This window comes from Sphingomonas flavida (genome assembly GCF_036663655.1).
Classification (GTDB): Bacteria; Pseudomonadota; Alphaproteobacteria; order Sphingomonadales; family Sphingomonadaceae; genus Sphingomonas.
In genome coordinates this window covers 358,226-377,980 of record NZ_JAXOJH010000002.1, presented here as the reverse complement: position 1 = coordinate 377,980, position 19,755 = coordinate 358,226, and the positions used below count along the sequence as shown (strand labels likewise).

At 66.1% G+C, this 19,755-nt stretch carries 17 protein-coding genes and 1 riboswitch; of the genes, 6 read left to right on the top strand and 11 right to left on the bottom strand.

Annotation, left to right across the window (positions count from 1 at the left end):
- Window positions 1–29: 29 nt before the first annotated feature.
- The 3 genes from U1703_RS03945 to U1703_RS03935 form a co-directional block, all read right to left on the bottom strand.
- Complete coding sequence (locus tag U1703_RS03945; protein WP_320452550.1) at window positions 30–308, bottom strand: hypothetical protein; 279 nt, start codon at window positions 306–308, stop codon at window positions 30–32.
- 64 nt (window positions 309–372) lie between these two features.
- Window positions 373–543, bottom strand: coding sequence for a hypothetical protein (locus tag U1703_RS03940; RefSeq protein WP_332784661.1), 171 nt, complete (start codon window positions 541–543; stop codon window positions 373–375).
- A gap of 100 nt (window positions 544–643) precedes the next feature.
- On the bottom strand, window positions 644–1,966 hold the full coding sequence (locus U1703_RS03935) for an EAL domain-containing protein (RefSeq protein WP_332784660.1): 1,323 nt from the start codon (window positions 1,964–1,966) through the stop codon (window positions 644–646).
- A gap of 153 nt (window positions 1,967–2,119) precedes the next feature.
- On the opposite strand from U1703_RS03935, the gene U1703_RS03930 reads away from it, so the two are divergent.
- Window positions 2,120–2,722: a tyrosine-type recombinase/integrase gene (locus tag U1703_RS03930; protein ID WP_332784659.1), complete on the top strand. Its 603-nt coding sequence runs from the start codon at window positions 2,120–2,122 to the stop codon at window positions 2,720–2,722.
- 1,486 nt (window positions 2,723–4,208) lie between these two features.
- Here U1703_RS03930 and U1703_RS03925 read toward each other — a convergent pair.
- The 3 genes from U1703_RS03925 to U1703_RS03915 are packed head-to-tail and all read right to left on the bottom strand — an operon-like array spanning window position 4,209 to window position 7,122.
- On the bottom strand, window positions 4,209–5,066 hold the full coding sequence (locus tag U1703_RS03925; protein WP_332784658.1) for an alpha/beta hydrolase family protein: 858 nt from the start codon (window positions 5,064–5,066) through the stop codon (window positions 4,209–4,211).
- Window positions 5,063–6,301 carry a kynureninase gene (gene kynU / locus U1703_RS03920; protein WP_332784657.1) on the bottom strand — a complete coding sequence of 413 codons (1,239 nt, stop codon included), beginning with the start codon at window positions 6,299–6,301 and terminating at the stop codon, window positions 5,063–5,065. Before kynU ends, U1703_RS03925 begins: the two co-directional genes overlap by 4 nt.
- Window positions 6,302–6,312: 11 nt before the next feature.
- On the bottom strand, window positions 6,313–7,122 hold the full coding sequence (locus U1703_RS03915; protein WP_332784656.1) for a tryptophan 2,3-dioxygenase: 810 nt from the start codon (window positions 7,120–7,122) through the stop codon (window positions 6,313–6,315).
- Window positions 7,123–7,227: 105 nt separating this feature from the next.
- Between U1703_RS03915 and U1703_RS03910 the strand changes: the two genes are divergently transcribed.
- Window positions 7,228–7,725: an Lrp/AsnC family transcriptional regulator gene (locus tag U1703_RS03910; protein ID WP_332784655.1), complete on the top strand. Its 498-nt coding sequence runs from the start codon at window positions 7,228–7,230 to the stop codon at window positions 7,723–7,725.
- Here U1703_RS03910 and U1703_RS03905 read toward each other — a convergent pair.
- The gene (locus U1703_RS03905; protein WP_332784654.1) at window positions 7,698–9,098 is read right to left on the bottom strand and encodes a PepSY-associated transmembrane domain-containing protein; all 1,401 of its coding nucleotides are present in this window, start codon (window positions 9,096–9,098) and stop codon (window positions 7,698–7,700) included. The genes U1703_RS03910 and U1703_RS03905 overlap by 28 nt on opposite strands.
- 19 nt (window positions 9,099–9,117) lie before the next feature.
- Window positions 9,118–11,277 carry a TonB-dependent receptor gene (locus tag U1703_RS03900; protein ID WP_332784653.1) on the bottom strand — a complete coding sequence of 720 codons (2,160 nt, stop codon included), beginning with the start codon at window positions 11,275–11,277 and terminating at the stop codon, window positions 9,118–9,120.
- Window positions 11,278–11,452: 175 nt separating this feature from the next.
- Window positions 11,453–11,677: riboswitch (cobalamin riboswitch) on the bottom strand.
- A gap of 173 nt (window positions 11,678–11,850) precedes the next feature.
- Here U1703_RS03900 and U1703_RS03895 point away from each other — a divergent pair.
- Window positions 11,851–12,768 (top strand): Gfo/Idh/MocA family protein, encoded by a 918-nt coding sequence (locus tag U1703_RS03895; RefSeq protein ID WP_332784652.1) that lies wholly within the window; start codon window positions 11,851–11,853, stop codon window positions 12,766–12,768.
- A 215-nt stretch (window positions 12,769–12,983) separates the two neighbouring features.
- Here U1703_RS03895 and U1703_RS03890 read toward each other — a convergent pair whose 3' ends face one another.
- Window positions 12,984–13,250: a glutaredoxin domain-containing protein gene (locus U1703_RS03890; RefSeq protein WP_332784651.1), complete on the bottom strand. Its 267-nt coding sequence runs from the start codon at window positions 13,248–13,250 to the stop codon at window positions 12,984–12,986.
- Between the two features lie 126 nt (window positions 13,251–13,376).
- Between U1703_RS03890 and U1703_RS03885 the strand changes: the two genes are divergently transcribed.
- Window positions 13,377–14,384, top strand: a complete 1,008-nt coding sequence (locus U1703_RS03885; protein WP_332784650.1) for an SMP-30/gluconolactonase/LRE family protein — start codon at window positions 13,377–13,379, stop codon at window positions 14,382–14,384.
- 23 nt (window positions 14,385–14,407) lie between these two features.
- Here U1703_RS03885 and U1703_RS03880 read toward each other — a convergent pair whose 3' ends face one another.
- Window positions 14,408–15,949 carry a sensor histidine kinase gene (locus U1703_RS03880; RefSeq protein ID WP_332784649.1) on the bottom strand — a complete coding sequence of 514 codons (1,542 nt, stop codon included), beginning with the start codon at window positions 15,947–15,949 and terminating at the stop codon, window positions 14,408–14,410.
- A 158-nt stretch (window positions 15,950–16,107) separates the two neighbouring features.
- Here U1703_RS03880 and U1703_RS03875 point away from each other — a divergent pair, with 158 nt between their 5' ends.
- A complete protein-coding gene (locus U1703_RS03875; RefSeq protein ID WP_443025753.1) occupies window positions 16,108–17,481 on the top strand; it encodes a glycoside hydrolase family 27 protein in 1,374 nt (457 codons plus the stop codon).
- Window positions 17,482–17,491: 10 nt separating this feature from the next.
- Here U1703_RS03875 and U1703_RS03870 read toward each other — a convergent pair whose 3' ends face one another.
- Window positions 17,492–18,625 carry a glycoside hydrolase 5 family protein gene (locus U1703_RS03870; RefSeq protein ID WP_332784648.1) on the bottom strand — a complete coding sequence of 378 codons (1,134 nt, stop codon included), beginning with the start codon at window positions 18,623–18,625 and terminating at the stop codon, window positions 17,492–17,494.
- Window positions 18,626–18,776: 151 nt separating this feature from the next.
- Here U1703_RS03870 and U1703_RS03865 point away from each other — a divergent pair, with 151 nt between their 5' ends.
- The gene (locus U1703_RS03865; protein ID WP_332784647.1) at window positions 18,777–19,754 is read left to right on the top strand and encodes a family 43 glycosylhydrolase; all 978 of its coding nucleotides are present in this window, start codon (window positions 18,777–18,779) and stop codon (window positions 19,752–19,754) included.
- The last annotated feature ends 1 nt before the right edge of the window (window position 19,755 follow it).

The following is a 19,755-nucleotide window of genomic DNA, read 5'->3' as shown; positions in this document are numbered from 1 at the left end:
ATGTTCTACGGTCCCCCGTTAGGGGCGGATCACGATGCCGGGCTGACCGACTGCTCGTTGTCTCCGGCCGCCGCCGCAACGATCGCGCCTGTCGCTACCACACCCCCCAGGGCGGCAAGGAACAGCGTGTTGGTCAGCAGGCCGCCGCCCGCCGCACCGGTTGCCCCCGCCGTGCCAGCCGCCCCTCCCGACTGCGCGCCGACCCTGGCGCCAACGCGCGCCGCCTTCCTTGCCGTGGGCGGCGCAGCGGCCGCCAGCGAGATGATGGCGGACGCCGCGATTAACGACTTGGTTGTCGATACCAACATAGCCTTTCCTTTCGATGCGTGTTGGACAAGTGGCTATCGTCATCGCAGCCATGGAGCTTGCGATTCATATCAGCCAAAATGCAACGACAGCCCAGAACGGAACCGACAAAGATGCCGCAAAAACCACTCCGCGAAAAAATAACGAAGTATTTTCGACATCGTCATCAATGCGAAAAAATTCTTCACGCAGCATTCTATCTTTTTCTATGGCGTATCGATGCTTGGAATCAGTCACGATTGACCTCCCACATCAATTACTTTTCTATATGGCAATGATACAACCTTGAGCGGCGAAAGCCATCGCACCACCCGGCGATCCGGAACATGTGCAATCGTCATCGCCCGACCGCCAGACGTGAGCTAACCGGACGGTACCGGCCGATCGGCCGGTCAGGGACTATTGACGAATGACGCCTTACTTCTTTCCAAGGGCGAGAATAGAATGGCCGCCCCCAGAAATAACCCTGTTGCCAAAGCGCACCGGCATCCCGGGCAATTCGACTCTGTTCAGGCGTTTCCACGCCTTCCGCCACCACGATGGAACCCACCGACGCCGCCAGCGCAGAGAGTCGCGCAAATAGCAGCTGGTCGCGCGACGACATGCCTGCCCGCCATACGAAAATGCGATCCACCTTTACGATATCCGGAGCGAAGGCGAGCAGCTGACGGATCGAAGCGTGGCCGACCCCGAAATCGTCCATCACGATCCGGCATCCCAGTCGGCGCAGCCGGTTGACCAGCGCAATCGCCCGCGAAAAGTCGGGCACGGCAGCCGTTTCGGTAATCTCGAGCAATAGTCGCCGAGCGACATTCGGTCGGGCGCACAGCCGCTCCATGACATCCGCCCACCAGGGATCGGTACATAGGCTTAGCGCGGACAGATTGACCGCCAGGCTCACATCGTCCGGCGCCTGCTCCAGATCGGCCAGGACCTGTCTTACCATATGGCGGTCAAACAGACGCACCATCCCCGTCCGTTCGAGGGCCAAGATCCAGTCATCGGCAGCCGGAAATGCACCATGACGGTCGGACGGCCGTGCCAATGCCTCGAAATAGGCGATACGCCCGTCTTCCGCATTACACACGACCTGCCAGCACAACTGCACATTGCCATCCGCATCACCGATGCCGGACGGGTCGAGCGTAGCCAGCGTACGCGACGCCAGCGCCATGTCCCCACGATACTGGACGCACCAATCACCTTCACCGGGGGGCGCACCGGCAAAGGGAAAGCACCATTCGCCGAACTCCGCCCCGTCGATTGCCAAACGCCAGCACCCAGACAGCCACAAGTGGACCGGACCAGCACCGGTTTCGAACGGCACGGTCGGCAGGATACCACACACCCCGTCGACCCATGCCTGACAGGCCAACCCATCGGATTCGGCATCAAACGCAGGCAGCGACACGAGGCGGATTTCTATCAGCTCGGCCGCGACCCGTTCGACCGAACCAGCACCTCGCACAACCTGCACCAGATGACTGCAAACCGCCGACACCACGGCGTCGGCCGTCGCGCCGCCATAAGCGGACGAAAGGTGCTGATAATTCGCAATACGGAACTGAAAATGTGCGGCGTAACGATCCGGCCGGATCGGCGAGCATAGCGCGCCGCATGCGATGGCCGATTGCCTCCTATTTCTCGCGCGCAAAGCCATCGGCAACCCCCAGCTCGGCAGCGGTCGGGATCGAACCACCGAGTCTGTTACTGTATATCCAAAAGTGTATCAGTCGCCCGGGAGCGTCGTTATGATATCGAAACGAACTCAACGTGTTCCTCAGAAAGCAGCCCAGCGCGAGGAAAAGAACCAATGCCCGGGACGATTTACAACCAGCATGGCCAACGGAAGTATCTGACTTCGCAGGAAATAGACGCGTTTATCCGTGTCGCCCGATCGTGCAGCACCGACATCAAGACATTCTGCTGCATGATGGCCTTTACTGGCTGCCGTATATCGGAAGCCTTGGCTATGACGAAGGACAGTATCGACTTCGAAGCGAAGCACGTCGTCATCCGTTGCCTTAAGAAGCGGGGAAAATGTGTATATCGAGCTGTACCGCTTCCCGCCTCATATTTGAAAATCCTACAATGCTGGTTCCAAACTCTTAATGGAACGAATGATCGTCTATGGCCTTGGTCGCGCATGACCGGATATCGCCGCATCTGCGAAGTCATGAGCGATGCAATGGTCCAAGGAAGCTATGCCAGTCCCAAGGGATTGCGCCACGGCTTTGGCGTGCGGGCGATCCAGGCAAGCGTACCGCTGACGTTGGTTCAGCGGTGGCTGGGACATGCGGACATTAAGACGACGGCCATCTATACTAGCGCTGTCGGACCAGAGGAGCGGGAAATCGCGTCACGTATGTGGCGGCACGAGGGAGCAGCCCCCACTTTCGCGGCACATCACCTGTGATGAAACGTCCGGTAAGCGGCAAAGTTCTTCCACCGAAGCGCGGCCGATACCGATCGGATGCGTTTCAGATAGCGCGCCGCAAACGCTTAAGCCGACAGTATCTGACGATACTTTTCCCCATAATCATAAATGGAAGCGCACTCAGAGTGGCTGCGACAAGGTCAAGGATGAGACGGGAGGCCCGGAAAAATGGCCAAGGCGATTAACAGCTTGCCATCTGATACACTTTTGGATAAAGCGTAACTATTATTATCATTATTTTTCATGGGTTTAGTCTTGGCCAGTTTTTCTCGGTCGGCAGATTGATTTGACCGACGCTCGGCAACGACCCTGTGCGCCGCAGGTTCCATCCATCGGGGCTGGGACCAGACGATTGTCGCAGGGTAAACATGGACTTATCCCGTATGATCGGAGAGGCATTTGCTCGACGCGACGTGTTTCGATTGAACTGCGCGGGGCTGGTGCAATTAAACGCGCAGTGGCGTTGAACGGCTCTTCAACAAGCTGAAGAACCGGGGCCGGGTCACCGCTAGATCACGAGAACCCGCAGAGTCGACTTGATCGGCATCACAGCTTGCTTGTCCTCGCTTTCGCCTGAAAAGGACAGAGATGCGGGCGCTGCGACAACTGAGCCGCCCCCTTTCAGTCCGGATCCATATGCGTACATCCGTGTCCTGGCACTGCGAGCGGTGCCTATTTCAACAGGAGCTATAGACGACCCGCCAGTAACCCGCAGTCGGTGCAGGCCTCGACATTTGCTCCCCTGACGACGGTGCGGCAATGTTCGGTGGCCGACATGACCTTCAACTGATGGAGGTTCAAGTGCGCTGCATAGGCGGCTTGGTTGGCGGGACTGGTAGTGCCCAAGATTTCATCGACATCGGGTGTGGCACCCATGCCCATCGGCCGCTGGACATTCTTAGCTCTGTGGTGGCCATGGCAATCTAATCGAGCGGACTTGGCGGCGTTGCGTAGCGCGCGGGTGGCGACCAGGGCTGCGCGCTGGCCCGCGACGGACACGCAGCCTAATGATTCAGGCACGTGGTCCCAGCCAACGACCGCGCCAGCACTGCCAAGTCATACTGTTCGATCTGGAAGCGCCGTATGTCCATCCTGTCGATGAGGCGCTGGCGTCGTGGACTGATGGCAATACCCGGGATGAATGTAGTCATAGCAAGGCTCTTTTTCTGGGGGTCCCGATGCTCCGCCTGCGTTCCACACCTCACACCGCACAATAGGCTCGTGCTTCCACCAGCTTTGCCTTTACGGATACGAAGAGAGGGCTCATATCAGCACGCACACGGGTACAGGCCGTGCGTACAAACTGATGGGTAAGAGCCTCACGAAGCCTGCAAGAATTGCGTGCTTGTCCCGTTGGAACAACGCCTCTGGCGAGGGTCACCGGCAGCCACCAGAATGGCAGGCTGGCAGGTCGGAAAATTTCTGTACCGCGCTGAACAGTACCCGACACATCGGGCTGCCGTCGTCAGGCCCCGCCCAAGCTATCGAATGCCAGCGCGATCAGGCGCTTGGTCAGGTTCCAGGCCGATGTGTCCGGCGTGACCAATTCGACATGGCCGGTATCCGCCACCTCATGCAACATAACCCTGTCCCCGGCGGCTTGCGCGCGGGTAATGTAGTCGGTCGCCATGCGGAACGGGATGATGCGGTCCGCGCGGCCGTTGACCAGGTCCTGCGGCACGCCAAGCGGCAGCAATCGAGGGACCGAGGTGTCGGTATAGGGATCGCTGCGGTCGGCACCGATCAGGCGCGCCACGACCTCGGTGCCGCAGCCATTGTCGGGGCTGGCGGCCACATCCTCCAGATCGGGCAGGCCGCCCAGGCTGATGACGTGCGCGATGGGCAGTGGATCAGTGCTGGCCAGCGGACTGCCGCTCGGCAGGCGCGGCCGCCCGGAGAGCCAAAGCGCCAGATGGCCGCCCGCCGAATGGCCGACTGCGACGACCGGTGAGGTCGCCAACCCGAACCGCGCGCCCTCGACAAGGAGCGCATCGGCGGCGGCGGCGGTATCGAGGAACGTGCCCGGATAGCCGCCTCCAGCCCGGTCGACACCGCGATAGTCGATGTTCCAGACGCCATAGCCGTTCCGGCGCAGATCATCGGCGACCCAGTTCATCAGGCGGCGATCGGCGATTTCGGTCTGCCAGCAGCCGCCATGCACCATCAACACGGTCCGATGCGGCCCCGCGCCTCCGGGGAGCCAAATATCGACCTTTTGCAGCGAGTCGGAGCCGTAGGCGATCGTCGCGTCCGGCTCGGGACGCGGCCGACGGGTCAGGTCGTCCCAGACGAGCGGCTGATAGCCCGTTCCGGTGCCGCTCATGTCACCCGCTTGACGACACGGAAGCGCGGGTCCTGCCACCGGCGGTTGGCGAGGATATCGTACAGCCGCTCGACCGCCTGCCACACATCGGCATAACCGAGATAGAGCGGCGTCAGGCCGAAGCGCAGGATGTCGGGCGCGCGAAAATCGCCGACCACGCCCTGTTCGATCAGCGCCTGGCACAGGGCAAAGGCCTCGGGGTGGCGGAACGAGACATGGCTGCCCCGCGCCGCCGGATCGCGCGGCGTGGCGAGTTCGAGGCCGAACCCGGCACAGCGCGTCTCGACCTGCTCGATCAACAGGGTCGAGAGCGCCACCGATTTCTCGACGACCGCTGCGAAATCGACGTCATCGAACAGCGCCACGCCTTCCTCCAGCGCGGCCAGGCCCAGGATCGGCGGCGTTCCGCACAGGAAGCGGGCGATACCCGGCGCGGGGTGATAGGCGTCGTCGAAATCGAACGGCGCGCCATGCCCCATCCAGCCCGACAAAGGCGAACGCAGACGCGCCTGATGTCGCTCTGCTACATAAAGAAACGCCGGTGCCCCCGGCCCGCCGTTCAGATATTTGTATCCACACCCGACCGCCAGGTCGGCACCGGTGCCGTTCAGGTCGACCGGAACCGCCCCGACGCTATGGCTGAGATCCCACAAAGTCAGCGCACCGGCCGCCTGCGCCGCCGCGGTGATCGCCGCCATGTCGAGCTTGCGCGCGGTCTTGTAATGGACATGGGTCAGCAGGACGACCGCGACATCCGCGTCGATCTCCTCGACGATCCGGTCGGACGGAACCGTCTTCAGCGTCGCCCCCATGAACTCGGCGACGCCCGAGGCCATGTAGAGGTCGGTGGGAAAATTGCCCGGCTCGGACAGGATGGTGCGGCGTCCCGGCCGATCGGCCAGCGCGGCGGCGAGCAGCTTGAACAAGTTGGCCGAGGTGGAATCCGCGACGATCACCTCCCCCGGCCCCGCGCCGATCAGCGGCGCGATCCGGTCGCCGATGCGGGCTGGCGCACCGATCCAGTCCGCCGTGTTCCAGCTGCCGATCAGGTCACGGCCCCATTCGTGGCGCACCACACGTTCCATGCGCGCCATCGTCGCCGAGGGCAGCACGCCCAGCGAGTTGCCGTCCAGATAGATCACCCCCTCCGGCAGGTCGAACCGCGCACGGCTGGCGGCCAGAGGATCGGCGGCATCGCGCGCCCGCGCCTCATCCAAAGTGATCATGCCCGTCATCGCTTTCTCCGTCACAACGCGACCCGCACGGTCAGCAACTCGGGGAAGAACACCTGGTCGATCACCCGCGCCAGATACGGCACCCCCGCCGTGCCGCCCGTCCCCCGCTTGAAGCCGATGATCCGTTCGATCGTCTTCAAATGCCCGAACCGCCACAATTGCACCCGATATTCCAGATCGACCAGCTTTTCGGCCAGTTCGTACAGGTCCCAATAGCGGTCCGCCTCGGCATAGACCGCGCGCCAGGCCGCCTCGACCGCATCCGAAGCGACATAGCCCTGGGTGAAATCGCGCTCGAGCCGGTCGGCCGGGATCGCGAATCCACGCCGGTCGAGCAGGCGCAGCGTCTCGTCATACAGGCTGGGCCGCGCCGCTGCTTCGGCCAGCATCGCATGGGCGGCCCCATCGAGCTCATGGACGGCGATCATCGCCGGGTTCTTGTTGCCCATCATGAATTCCAGCGCGCGATACTGCGCCGACTGGAAGCCCGAGCTGGAACCCAGCTTGCCGCGCATCGCGGTATAATCCGCCGGGGTGATGGTCGCCAGCACGTCCCAGCTCTGGATCAGCTGGGCCTGCACCCGCGCGACCCGCGCCATCATCTTGAACGCCACCCCCAGCCGGTCGGCGATGATCGCATGCCGCGCCGCCTCCAGCTCGTGCAGGCACAGCTTCAGCCACAATTCGGACGCTTGGTGGATGACGATGAACAGCAACTCGTCATGCGTTCCCGACAGGGGCGCCTGACAGGCGAGCAGCCGGTCGAGTTGCAGATAATCGCCATAGGTCATGTCGGCGGGCCGGGGATCGCGTGCTTCCATGGCCCGGACCTTATACCGGCCATACGGGGACATTGTTCGCAAAATCGCGGGTGGGTGATAGCATGGGCGGAACGATGTTCCGTTCGACAGGGAAATAGCAGACCGATGTCCCGCACAAAGCTGAACCCCGTCGACTTCGGCCTACTGGAATCGCTGGAGCGGAACGGCCGACAGTCCTTCGCGACGCTGGCCGCCGAGCATGGCCTGTCCAAGACGCCGTGCTGGAGCCGGGTGCAGGCGATGGAGGAGGCGGGGGTCATTCGCGGCTATCGCGCCGAGATCGACCCCGCCGCGCTGGGCCTCAGCGTCGTCGCGCATGTCCAGGTCGCGATCGACGCCAGCCAGCGCGATGCGTTCGAGGCGGCGGTGATGGACGATCCCGCGATCCTGGAATGCCACTCGATCGCGGGCGAGGCCGATTATCTGTTCAAGATCGCCTGTCGCGACGTCGAGGCGCTGGACGGATTGCTGCGCGACCAGCTGACCCTGTTGCCGGGCGTCACCCGCACCCACACCACGATCAGCCTGAAGGTCATCAAGCCCCCCGCCCCGCTTGCCCGCGCGGTGCAGGCGGCTCAGGCGCGCTTCATGACCCGGCGATAACCCAGCCGGATACCGGTGACTGACAGGATCAGCCCGAAGGCGGAAAGGATCAGGATCATTCCGTCGTGCAGCACCCGCCGCTCGAGCAGCCAGGGCCAGTCCCAGCAGTGGAGCAGATCGAAGACCCAGCGATAGAGCCGCCGCGCCCGGTCCTGCCGCGCAAGGACCTCGCCGGTGGCCGGATCGACATAGAGCCAGGTCCGTGCGGGATCGTCGAAACGCTGACGCAGCACCGGCAGCGTTGCGGTCGCGGGCCAATAGGCATCACGCTCGCCCAGTCGATCGACCTGCCAGAGGCGACCATCCGGGACCAGCGCCGCCGTCGCATGGCCCCACATCCGGTCACCCCCATGCGGCGCGGCCAGGGTCGCGGCCTCGAGGATGCGGGCCCGGTCCGACGCACGGTCGATCACGACCCGCATCTGCCCGGCGCTACCGATGATCTCGACCGTCCGCGCCTGCGGTGCCGCCGCCGCCAGCCGCGCGAGCGTCAGTCCCGGCGCCATCGTCAGCGCACGATAGCGCGCCAGAGCCGCTGGCGCGGTCGTGGTCCCGGCGAAAAGCCGCCCCGGATCGACGGAAAGCCACCCGCTGACGATCCAGCTGAGCAGGAACAGCCCGCCGACCAAGCCGCTGACATGATGCCAGAGCATCCAGCCGTGATAGGGACTGATCCGCCCCGCCCGGTAACGCCGTTGCCCGAAGCGTGCACGCAAGATGCCGATCCACAACCCTGTCAGCGCCACTGCGATACCCGGCCCCGCCACCCACAGGACGACCTGCCGCCATAGCGGCTGATCCTGCCGCAGGATGGTCGGGTACAGCCAGTGCGGCACCGAACCGAGCCAGTTCCACATCCTCTGACTCGCGGTGGTCCGCTGTACCGGCAGGCCGGTGGCCGACGAGACATAGAGAACCGTACCCGCCGCGTCGGCGAGCGACACCTTCCAAAGCGGACGATGCCGGTCGAAACCGCCCGCCACCGTCCATTGGTCACGCATCAGCCGCTCGGCGGAGCGGACCGGCGTTCCGGCAAAGGCGACGGCGGCCTGGCGGGCCAGCTGCTCGTCCACCGGGGCGAGTATGGCGGCGCGGCGTGCGGCGCGGGTCCGGATGGTCCCGTCCGCCTGCTCGATCCGCCAGACCGGCTCTGCCCCACGCATCTCCAGCACCAGGCCCGCCGCGCCCGGTGCCAGAGGTGGCGCAACGTCGACCCTGGCCCAGTCGATCGCCGCCGCGCCCTGCCAGCGCGCGGCGGGCGACAGCGCGGGATAGGGCACGAAGAGCATGACCAGCCCCGAGGCGAACCACATCGCGAAGAACAGGCAGGTGACGATCCCGACCCAGCGATGGGTCAGGAACAGCCAGCGCAAGATTGCCCGCCGCGTCGCCTTAGAAAGCGGCACGAAGCGCCACGTCGATCGAACGCGGACGGCCGAGCAGCCATTGTTCGTCGCCATAGCTGGTGGTCGCATACGCTTTGTCGAACAGGTTGGCGGCCCGCAGATCGACCGCCAGATGATCGGTCAGCGCATAGGCGATCGTCGCATCCACCGTCGCATAGCCGGGGATGCGGAAACGGTTGGCATTGTCCGAGAAACGTCGCCCGACATAGCGCAGCCCGGCGCGCGCCTGGACCCGCCGGGTGGCATCCCAGCGCAGCCAGACATTGGCCATCGTCTCGGCGATGTTGGGCGGCGTGTTGCCGTCATAGCTGATGCCGCCCGACAGGAAATCATCGAACCGCGCATCCAGCACCGATCCATTGGCGTCGATGCCCACCGTGCGCGTCACGTCGAGCGTCACCGCCGCCTCGATCCCCTGCGCGGATCGCTGCCCCACCTGTTCGATCGGGCTCGACAGGGTCCGCTGCGCCAGCAGCCCGGTCTTGACGATACGATAGGCGGCCAGCGTCGCGGTGCCGCGCCCGTCCAGGAACAACGCCTTCGCGCCGACCTCGACCTGGTGGCCGCGCGCATTGCTGAATGCCACCTGCCCCGTGGTGACCGTGGTCAGCGTGCCCAGCGGATCGACCCCGGTCGCATATTGCGCGTAGAGCGACAGCGTCGCCTGCGGCTGCCACACCGTGCCGATGCGCCAGGTCGTGTTGCGATAGGTGCGATCGAGGGCGAAGGTCTCGGCCGGTGTTCCCTGCGGATAGGCGATCGACCAGCGCTGCACCCGGTCCTGTTCGTGCCGCACGCCGCCGACGATCGACACTCCCCCGCCCAGCGTCACCCGGTCCTCGGCGAAGATCGCCCATTCGCCGGTCCGCGTGCGGTATCGCGGCGCGATCCCCTGCGTATCCAGGAACCGGCCGGGGTCGAAGCGGAAGGGATCGACCATGTCGACCTGCGCGTCTGATCCGAAATTATTCTCGTGCGTGAACCGGACCAGATTGGCGTCGAAGCCCAGGACCAGCGCATTGCCCACCGCGCCCCGGATCGGCGTCTTCAGCGTGACGGCCGCCTGGTTACCCCACTGCGTCTGATCGTGGCGGATGCCATAATTGTCGCTGCGCTGGATCGTGCCCGACCCCGCTCCCACGGGCGCGACCCAGGCATAGCTTTCCAGATTGCGCCAGAACCGGTCGCTGGTCAGGCGATAGGTGGTGTTGGAGAAGCTGATCCAGTCGTTTGGCGTCCAATCGACCTGAAGCGTGGCGCGATCGTCCCGAAAGCGAAGCCGCGCATCGGCGACATTGTAGTTCGCCCGCCGGTTACGCGTATCGAGCTGCCCCGCGATCAGCGGCGTTCCGAAATAGGCCATGGGCCGCTGGTCGCCATGATCGCCGCGCAACGTGATCGCCAGTGTCGGAAGCGGCGTCCAGCGCAGTGTCCCCGCCAGCGCCAGGCTGCGCGACGATCCCCGATCGACATAACCGTCCGAGCGCCGCCAGCTGCCGTCGATCCGATAGGCCAGCGTGTCGCCGATCGGCCCGCCCATTCCGGCCGCGGCATGCAGGCTGTCCTGCGCGCCATAGCCGATCTCACCCTGCACGGAGGTGCGCCGGGCGTCGGGCCGCCGCATCACGACGTTCACCGCACCGCCCAGCGCGCCCTGCCCGTACAGGACCGAGGCCGGGCCGCTCAGCACGTCGACCCGCTCGACCATCCAAGGGTCGGTCGGAAAGGTGATCGTCCCCGCCGCCGGAAACAGCCGCACGCCGTCGATCAGTTGCAGCACCGACCCCTGCCCCGCAAAGCCGCGCGCGGCGAGCGCGGTGCCGCCATTGCCCAGATTGGCGACGCTGGTGATCCCCGGTGCGCGGGTCTGCGCATCGACCAGCGACTGGTCCCCGCGCGCACGGATGGTGTCGCCGTCCAGCGTCGCGATGCTGGCGGGCGTTTCCAGCGGCGTCAGGTTCAACCGGCTGGCCGTCGCATTGGGCATGGTCAGCACGCCACCGTCCTTTTCGCCGATGACGAGGATGGTGGCACTGTCGCTGCCCCCCTCATTGGCACGGGGCTCGGCCACCTGTCCGATCGCGGGGGCGGCACCCAGCGCGAGCAATATCGCCGGGGCGGCGGCATTCAGGGAAATACACGACATCGTCTTGTCCTTCGGGCGTCTGACGCACATCGACGGGGGCCCTCCGCACACGCGGCGACGGCCATGCCCGCCGGACGCCACCGGCCACGCGCACACCCATCCATGCGGCCCCCGCCGCACCTTTGGCGTCGCTCGTCGGATCATCACCGTGCCTCGGCCATCCCCTGGACCAGGCATGAGCGACCAGACGTCGGCAGGTCTCCTGGCTCGCGGGTCGTCGCCGGGTGTGCGGCCTTCCCAGGTTGCCCCAGTGGCCTGGCCGGATGCGATCATCCCGCCGGTGCACGCCTTGCTCGCCGCTTACAGTTGCAGGGACAGCCCCGGATTTCGGCGACCACTCGCCTTCACCGGATTCCCTTTTCATCCTCCTCCCGGAGGAACCGACGCGATCATGACAGCACCTCGCGGCACCGCCGCTGCGATCGATAGGGGAAGGCGCCGTGCGGTACAAGACGGCGGAGGACGGCACGGCGGTCCCATCGGCGTTTGACACGCGGCCCCGTGACGGCGGAAAGCCGGACGGATCGAAAGCCCTCCCCGGTTCCATGGCGGTGGGTCGAAGGAGAGACGGACATGCGCGTGCTGGTCATCGGTCTGGGCGATATCGCGCACAAGGCCTATCTGCCCGTCCTGGCGTCCCGCCCCGACATCGCCCTGCATCTCGTCACGCGCAATGCGCAGGTGCGACACGACACCGCCCGCGCCTGGCGGGTGGCGGGCCATCATGCCACGCTGGACGCGGCGCTGGCGACCGGCGCGTTCGACGCCGCCTTCGTCCACGCCGCGACCGAGGCGCACCCCGCACTGGTCCGGCGACTGCTCGAGGCGCGAATCGCGACCTTCGTTGACAAGCCGCTGGCCGATACGCTGGCACAGGCCGAACGGCTCGTCGAGCTGGCGGCGGCGCAGGACACCTTGCTGCGGATCGGGTTCAACCGCCGGTTCGCGCCCTGCTACGCCACGCTGCGCGACGAAACGGCGGACCTGATCGTCATGGAGAAGCACCGCCACCGCCAGCCGGACGTCGCGCGCCGTGTGATCTTCGACGACTTCATCCATGTCGCCGACACGCTGCTCTTCATGGCGCCGGGGCCGATACGCCGCCGCGTGATCGAACCCAGGGTCGTCGACGGCCTGCTGACCGCGATCACACTGATGCTGGCGGGCGACGGTTTCACCGCGATCGGCATGATGCACCGGGACAGCGGGTTGAACGAGGAACGGCTGGACGTGATGGGGGGCGGCCTCCGCCGGTCGGTGCTGAACATGGCGGACCAGGTGCATCTGGCCGGAAGCGAGGTCCGGACACGACGCGGCGACTGGACCTCGGTCGGCCGGCAGCGCGGGTTCGAGGCGATGTGCCTCGACTTCCTGAGCGCCGCCCGCGACGGGGTGGCGACGGATGCCGATAATATCCTGGCGACCCATGCTCTGTGCGAGGCGATGACCGAAGCAGCGGAAGCCATGGGGGCGATGCCGCCATCCGCCTGAAGCGTTTCGGCCATCCGCTCTTCCCCTGCGAAGGTTTCCCATGTCCCCCAAGCGCCGTCCCGGCAAAGACCGGGATCCAGTTGGGCGATCATTGGACGCCCCTCTTGCCGTTTCCCAACTGGACCCCGGCCTTCGCCGGGGTGGTATGGGGTTCGGGAGAGCAGGCCTGTTTTCGCCCGGCTGTCGCCTGAACGGCAGAACAGAAACGATCGCGCCTAATCGGCGAGATAAGCCTCCAGTGCGTCGCTGCCGCCGATGCGCTCGCCATCGATGAAAATCTGCGGGGTGGTGGCGACGTCCTGCTCCGCCTTGAACGCCTCGACCTCGTCGCGCGAGGACAGGATGCGGTCGTCGACCTCATAGCCTGCTCCCTCCAGCATCTCCTTGGCGCGCACGCCGAAGGGGCAGGTATGTTTGGGCAGCACCATGCGGTAGAGGGTCGCCGTCTTCTGCTCCGCCATGTCGTTTTCCTTCTGGGTCATGCGACCACAGCGTCGGCCCGTCCAAAGGGTTCCGCCCACCCCCTCCATCGCCCCGCCCCGATGACCCAAACCGGCAGGCGGATCAGTGGCTTGCGCGGCTTCCAGGCTTCGCGCATCATCATGGACATGACACCCGATCGCCGCTCCGTCCTGGCCGCAGGCCTTGCGCTCATGGCCGCGCCCGTCGCGGCGGCACAGGGCGCGCCGCGTCTTCGTCGCCTGTCCCCCGCGCTCGACCGCATGATCGCGCCGGGCACCGAGCCCGAGGTGATCGCGACTGGCATCCGCTGGGCCGAGGGGCCGGTCTGGGTGCCGCGCGGCGGGTATCTGCTGTTTTCCGATCCCCCCGCCAATCTGGTGCGCCGCTGGCAGCGGGGACGCGGCCTTTCCGTCGTGCTGAACCCGTCGGGCGCGCCCGGCACCGACCCCAAGCTGGTCCGCGAACCCGGCGCGAATGGCCTGGCGCTGGATGCCGGTGGTGCGCTGTTGATCGCCAATAGCGGCGGGCGCAGCCTCGACCGCGTCGACTTGGCCACCGGCCGCCGCATTGTGCTGGCCGATCGTTATGCGGGCAAGCGCTTCAACAGCCCCAACGACATGCATGTCGCGCGCGACGGGGCGATCTGGTTCACCGACCCGCCCTACGGCTTTCAGGACGGCGACCGGTCACCGCTGAAGGAACAGCCGGTCAACGGCGTCTATCGCCGCCGCCCCGATGGTCGCATCGACCTGATCGACGGCGAGCTGACCAAGCCGAACGGCATTGCGATGTCGCCCGACGAGCGGAAACTCTACGTCTCGGTGTCGGACGAGGCCGCGCCGCGCATCATGGTCTATGACGTGGATACGCACGGACAGGTGAGCGGCCGCCGCGTGCTGCTCGACGCCAGGGCGATGCGGGCGGCGGGCGGCGCGGGATTGCCCGACGGCATGAAGGTCGCGCGCGACGGTACGCTCGTCTGCTCGGTGCCCGGCGGCATTATGCTGATGACGCCCGACGCCGAGCCGCTGGGCCTGATCGAACAGGGCTCGCCGGTCGCCAACTGCGCCTTTGGCGAGGGCGGCCGTGCGCTGTTCCTGGCGGCCAATGACCGTATCCTGCGCGTGGCGCTGCGCCCCGGCTGGCAGGGCTGATCGAGGCCCCCGGGCGGAACACCCTAGGCGACGCCCTCGATCATGCTGGCCGACACGGGAATGGCGATCGTGCAGTGGACCCCGTCCGCCCCCAGCGCATAGGTGGTACGCGCATTCAACTGATAAGGCAGCGCTCGCTCGATCAGTTCGCGCCCCTGGCCGTGACGATCCGTCCGTATATCAGGCTCCGGCATCGCCACCCCGCTTTCGCGCCAGTCGATGTGCAGCCACGGCTTGCCATCGGCCCCGCACGGATCGAGCGACCAGCGGATCGCCAGCCGCCCATCGGCCTGGCCCAGCGCGCCATGCTTGATCGCGTTCGTCGCCAGCTCGTGGATCGCCATGGCCAGCGTGTGCACCGTCGTCGAGCGCAACCGGACGCCCGTCGGCCCCTCCAGCGTGGTCCGCCCCGCCCGGCCGCCCATCGCCGCCAATTCGGTGTGGATCAGATCCTCGAACGACACCCGGTCATGATCGTTGAGCCGCGACAACAGCCCCTGCACACGCGACAAGGCGGCCATACGGTCGTCGAAATGTGCCAGGAAACCGGCCAGGTCGTCGGTCCCCCGCGCGGTATGGTCGGCGATCGAACGGACGACGCCCATCAGGTTGCTGGTCCGGTGTTGCAGTTCGGCGATCAGTACGCGCTGCGACGCCTCGCTCCGGCGCAGCGCCGCCTCGGTCTTGCGGCGGTCGGTCAGGTCGGCGGTGACGACCAGGAAGCGGCTCCCCTGCCCCCCGGTCGGCGGCAATAGCGAGATCGTGCTGCTGGCCCAGACCTGCGAACCGTCGGGCCGGAAGTAGCGTTTGTCGAGGGTGCTGGGACGCCCGGTGGCCGCCGCCTGCGTGATCGCGATCAGGCTGGGGGCCATGTCGTCGGGATGGGTGATCTCGGCCACGCTGGCGTTCAACAGCGCCTCGGCCGGGCGGCCGACGATCCGGCAAAGCTCGTCGTTGACGCGCAGGAACCGCCCCTCCGGCGTGATCACCGACAGTCCGACCGGCGCGGTGGCGAAGATCGCCGCCAGCTGGCTTTCGCTGTCCGCCAGCCTCACCTGCACCACCTCTTCGCGCAGCCGCAGGATTTCGGCCTGGGTCGCCTTCCACTCGCTGATGTCGCGGGTCGTGGTCGCCACGCCGTCGCCCAGCTTCACCACGGTCTGATAGAACCAGCCGTCGAACTGCTCATGGACATAATGACGCTCGGCCTGTTCGGGCAGGCCGGTTTCGGTGACGCGGCAAAAGGCGTCGAATATCCCTTCCTCGACCACGCCCGGATTGCGTTGCAACAGGCTTTCGCCGCGCACCTCGCCATATCTGGTTTCCGAGGTATGGTTGTTCAGCACCCAGCGGAAATCGACGATCCGCCCCGCCGCGTCGCGGATCGCCACGAACACCTGGATCATGTCGGTCGAGGCATCCATCGTCGCCTGCAACAGCTCGTGGCTGGCCTGCAACTCGGCGGCGCGCCGTCGTTCGCGTTCCTGTTCGTCCACCCGTCCGCCCGCCTGTCGCCGATATCCGCGTGCGCTGGTTACAGCAAGCCGCGCCGATTGCGTAGCCATGCTCGATCGGTCCGGCGCGCCCAGGCTCGGTAATGTCCGACTTTTCATATGCACCACCGGCTCGGTCGACAGCGTAGCCAAGATGCTTGCCCCGGCCCGTTCAACCTCTACAAATGTACGACTAGAAAAAGAACGAGAGACCGACGGGAGTGGACGGCATGACGATCGACAAAGGCGGGATCAGCCGCCGACAGGCGCTGGCGGGCGCGGCGCTGACCGGCGGCATGGTGCTGGGGGCGCAGACGGCCCCGCTGGGTGCGGCCACGACACCCCCCGCCCCGCTCGCCCCGCGCCCGCCAATGGGCTGGAACAGCTGGAACAGCTTCGCCACCACCATCACCGAGGCGCAGGCGCGCGAAACCGCGGCGATCATGCGCGAAAAGCTGCTGCCCTTCGGTTATGACATCTTCACCGTCGACATCCAGTGGTACGAGCCCGAGGCGTCGAGCTATACCTATAACAGCGCGCCCATGCCCGCGATGGACGGCCATGGCCGGTTGATCCCCGCGCCCAACCGTTTTCCCTCGAGCGCCGACGGATCGGGCTTCACGAAGCTGGCGGCTGACGTCCATGCGATGGGCATGAAGTTCGGCATCCACCTGATGCGCGGCATCCCGCGCCTGGCGGTCAAGCGGAACCTGCCGATCCTGGGCACTCGCTACCGCGCCGCCGATATTGCCGACACGACCAGCATCTGCCCATGGAACCCGGACATGTACGGCGTCGACATGAGCAAGCCCGGCGCGCAGGCCTATTATGACAGCGTGTTCGCGCTCTATGCCTCCTGGGGCGTCGACTTCGTCAAGATGGACGATATGAGCCGCCCCTATGACGCGCACGCGCCCGAGATCGAGGCGGCACACAAGGCGATCGGTGCGAGCGGACGCCCGATCATGCTCAGCCTGTCGCCGGGCGAGACGCCGGTCATCCGCGGGGCCCATGTCCGTCGCTTCGCCCAGATGTGGCGCATCTCGGACGATTTCTGGGACGAGTGGACCATGCTGGAGGCGCAGTTCACCCGGCTGGAGAATTGGACGCCGCATCGCGGCCCCGGCGGCTGGCCCGATGCCGACATGCTGCCGCTCGGCCGCCTGGCACTGGGCAAGCGCGATACAAAGTTCACGCCCGACGAGCAGCGCACGCTGATGACCCTGTGGTCGATCGCGCGCTCGCCGCTGATCATGGGCGGCGACCTGCGCTATCTCGATGCGCCGACGCTGGCGCTGCTGACCAATCGCGCAGTGCTGGCGGTGAACCAGGCCTCCACCGACAACCAGCCGCATTTCGTCGAGGACGGTGCGCGGATCTGGTCGGCCAAGCCGGAGGGCGCACCCGGCGACCGCTATCTCGCGCTGTTCAATACCACCGACAAACCGAAGGAAGTGGCGATCCCGCTCGCCATGCTGGGCCTGTCGGGTGCGATCGCCGCGACCGATTTGTGGGAGGGCAAGACCCTTGGTCCGGTTACGGGCCGGATGGCGCGCACGCTCCCGCCGCACGGGGCGGGCCTGTACCGACTGCGGGCGGGGTAACTCTTCGCCCTCACCGCACCGCCGGAACCACGCCCTTCGGCACCGCCGCCAGTCGCCGGATCAAATCCGTCTCCGCCTGCCGGTACGGCGTGCCATCACCACGAAACACCTCGTGGAACCAGATGGTCGGTTCCTCCAGCACATAGGGCCGTTTCCAACTGTCCCAGGGCAGCCGCGTCTGCGTCCTGCCATCGACAAAGCCCCAGTTCATCATCGCGACATTGTACCGCTTGGCGATGGGCAGCGAGCCGTCGAAGGTCGATCCGTTGCCGCGCGCCATATACTCTGTGCACAGGATCGGGCGATTATAGCCCTGAAGCTGCTTCACCCGCCGCTCGAACGTCTCGGGCCAGCTATAGTCGTGGAAGGTGATCACGTCGGACTGCGCCAGTTGCAGCCTGTCCATCGCCGAACCCTTGCCGCCGGGTGTCCAGTCGTCCCCCTGCCACACACCCGAGGTCAGCGGCTGCGACGGTTCCGCCGCGCGGGCCCAGTCGAACACCTGGGCCAGCATCGCGCGGACCAGCGGCTCCTTGCCCTCCCGCCCCTTATATTGATCGGCGCCATTGTCGGGTTCGTTCCAAAGGTCCCAGCCCAGGATGCGCGGATCGTCCTTGAACGCGCCGATCACGCCTTGGACATAGGTCCGGTACTTCGGCCAGTTCGCCCGGTCGCGCAGCCCCGCCATGCCGGGCCCCTGCACCCATCCCGAATTGTGGACACCGGGGATCGGCGGATGCTGCGGCCCCAGCTTCGCGTCCGGGTCCCAGCAACTGTCGAAGAGGACGAAGAGCGGGCGGATACCATGCGCCTTGGCGATCGTCAGGAACTGGTCGATCCGGCGCTGGAACCCCGCCGGGTCCTGGGCCCAGAGCTGATCGTGCAGGAACACCCGCATGGTGTTCATCCCGATCCCCTGCGCCAGGCCGAGTTCATGGTCGATGCGCCGGGGGTCCCATGTCTCGCCCTGCCACATCTCCAACTGGTTGATCGCGCTGGCGGGGGTATAGTTCGCGCCGACCAGCCAGGGCTGGCGATCATACCAGGCGCGCGCCTGCGCCTCGGTCCAGCGGCCCCGCGCCTCGGCGGGCAGCGCAGGCAGCATCGCGGCGATCGCCACGCCCAGGTACAGCCGCGTCCTCATCCCCGTCTCTCCCGCTGAATGGCCGGTGGTTCGTCCCGGTCCATTTCCTCGCTGGGGTGGAATGTCCTTGAAAAAGTCGGACTTATCAAGTGATGTCTGCCCCGAACCAGGGGCCGGACATGAGAGCACCCGTTTCGAGGAGAGGACGAGGATGAGGCCGTTTTCCTGTATCGCCGCCGCGCTGGCGCTCGCCGCGACCGGATCGGTCATGGCCCGGAACCCGCAATTCCAGGGGGCAGACCCGCATGCGGTGATGATCGGCGACGAGATGTGGATCTTTCCGACCGGCGGACCGGGAGGAAGCTGGGCCGCCGATCGCTTCGGCGCCTTTTCCAGCCGCGACCTCAAGACTTGGCGGCCGCGCGGCGAGCTGATCCGGCGCGACCAGATCAAGTGGATCGAGGACGACGGCGCGCGCGAGCATTTCCTCTGGGCCCCCGGCGTCGCGACGCGGGGCGGCAGATGGTATCTCTATTATTCGGTCGGACCGCAAAACCCGACGCCCAGCCGGATCGGCGTCGCCATCGCCGACCGGCCCGAGGGTCCTTACCGCGACAGCGGCCGCCCGCTGGTCACCGGCGGCAAGGGGTTCGAGGCGATCGACCCGATGGTCTTTCAGGATCGCCGGTCGGGGAAAATCTATCTCTATGCAGGCGGCAGCGCAGGCGCGACGCTGCGCGTATGGGAACTCAAGTCCGACATGATCTCGATCGCGCGCGAGGTGAAGGTCGTCACGCCGCCGCAATTCACCGAGGGTGCATTCCTGCACGAACGCAACGGAACCTATTACCTGTCCTATAGCCATGGGCGGTTCAACGGACCGGATTATTCCGTCCATTACGCTACAGCCCCGTCGCCTGTCGGGCCCTGGCGGTATCGCGGGGCGATCCTGACCAGCGACGGGGCACATCAGGGGCCGGGCCATCACAGCTTCGTGACGACGCCGGACGGTCGCACCCTGATCGTCTATCACCGCTGGGACCGCGGGCCCGGTCCGGGGCCCTTCCAGGGCGAGCGGGTCGTGGCGATCGACCGGGTGGACTATGCCCCCGACGGCACGATACGCCCGATCCGCATGACCGACGCGGAGGCCCCGATCCTGACGGCAGGGCGTCCATCCCGCCGCTGAC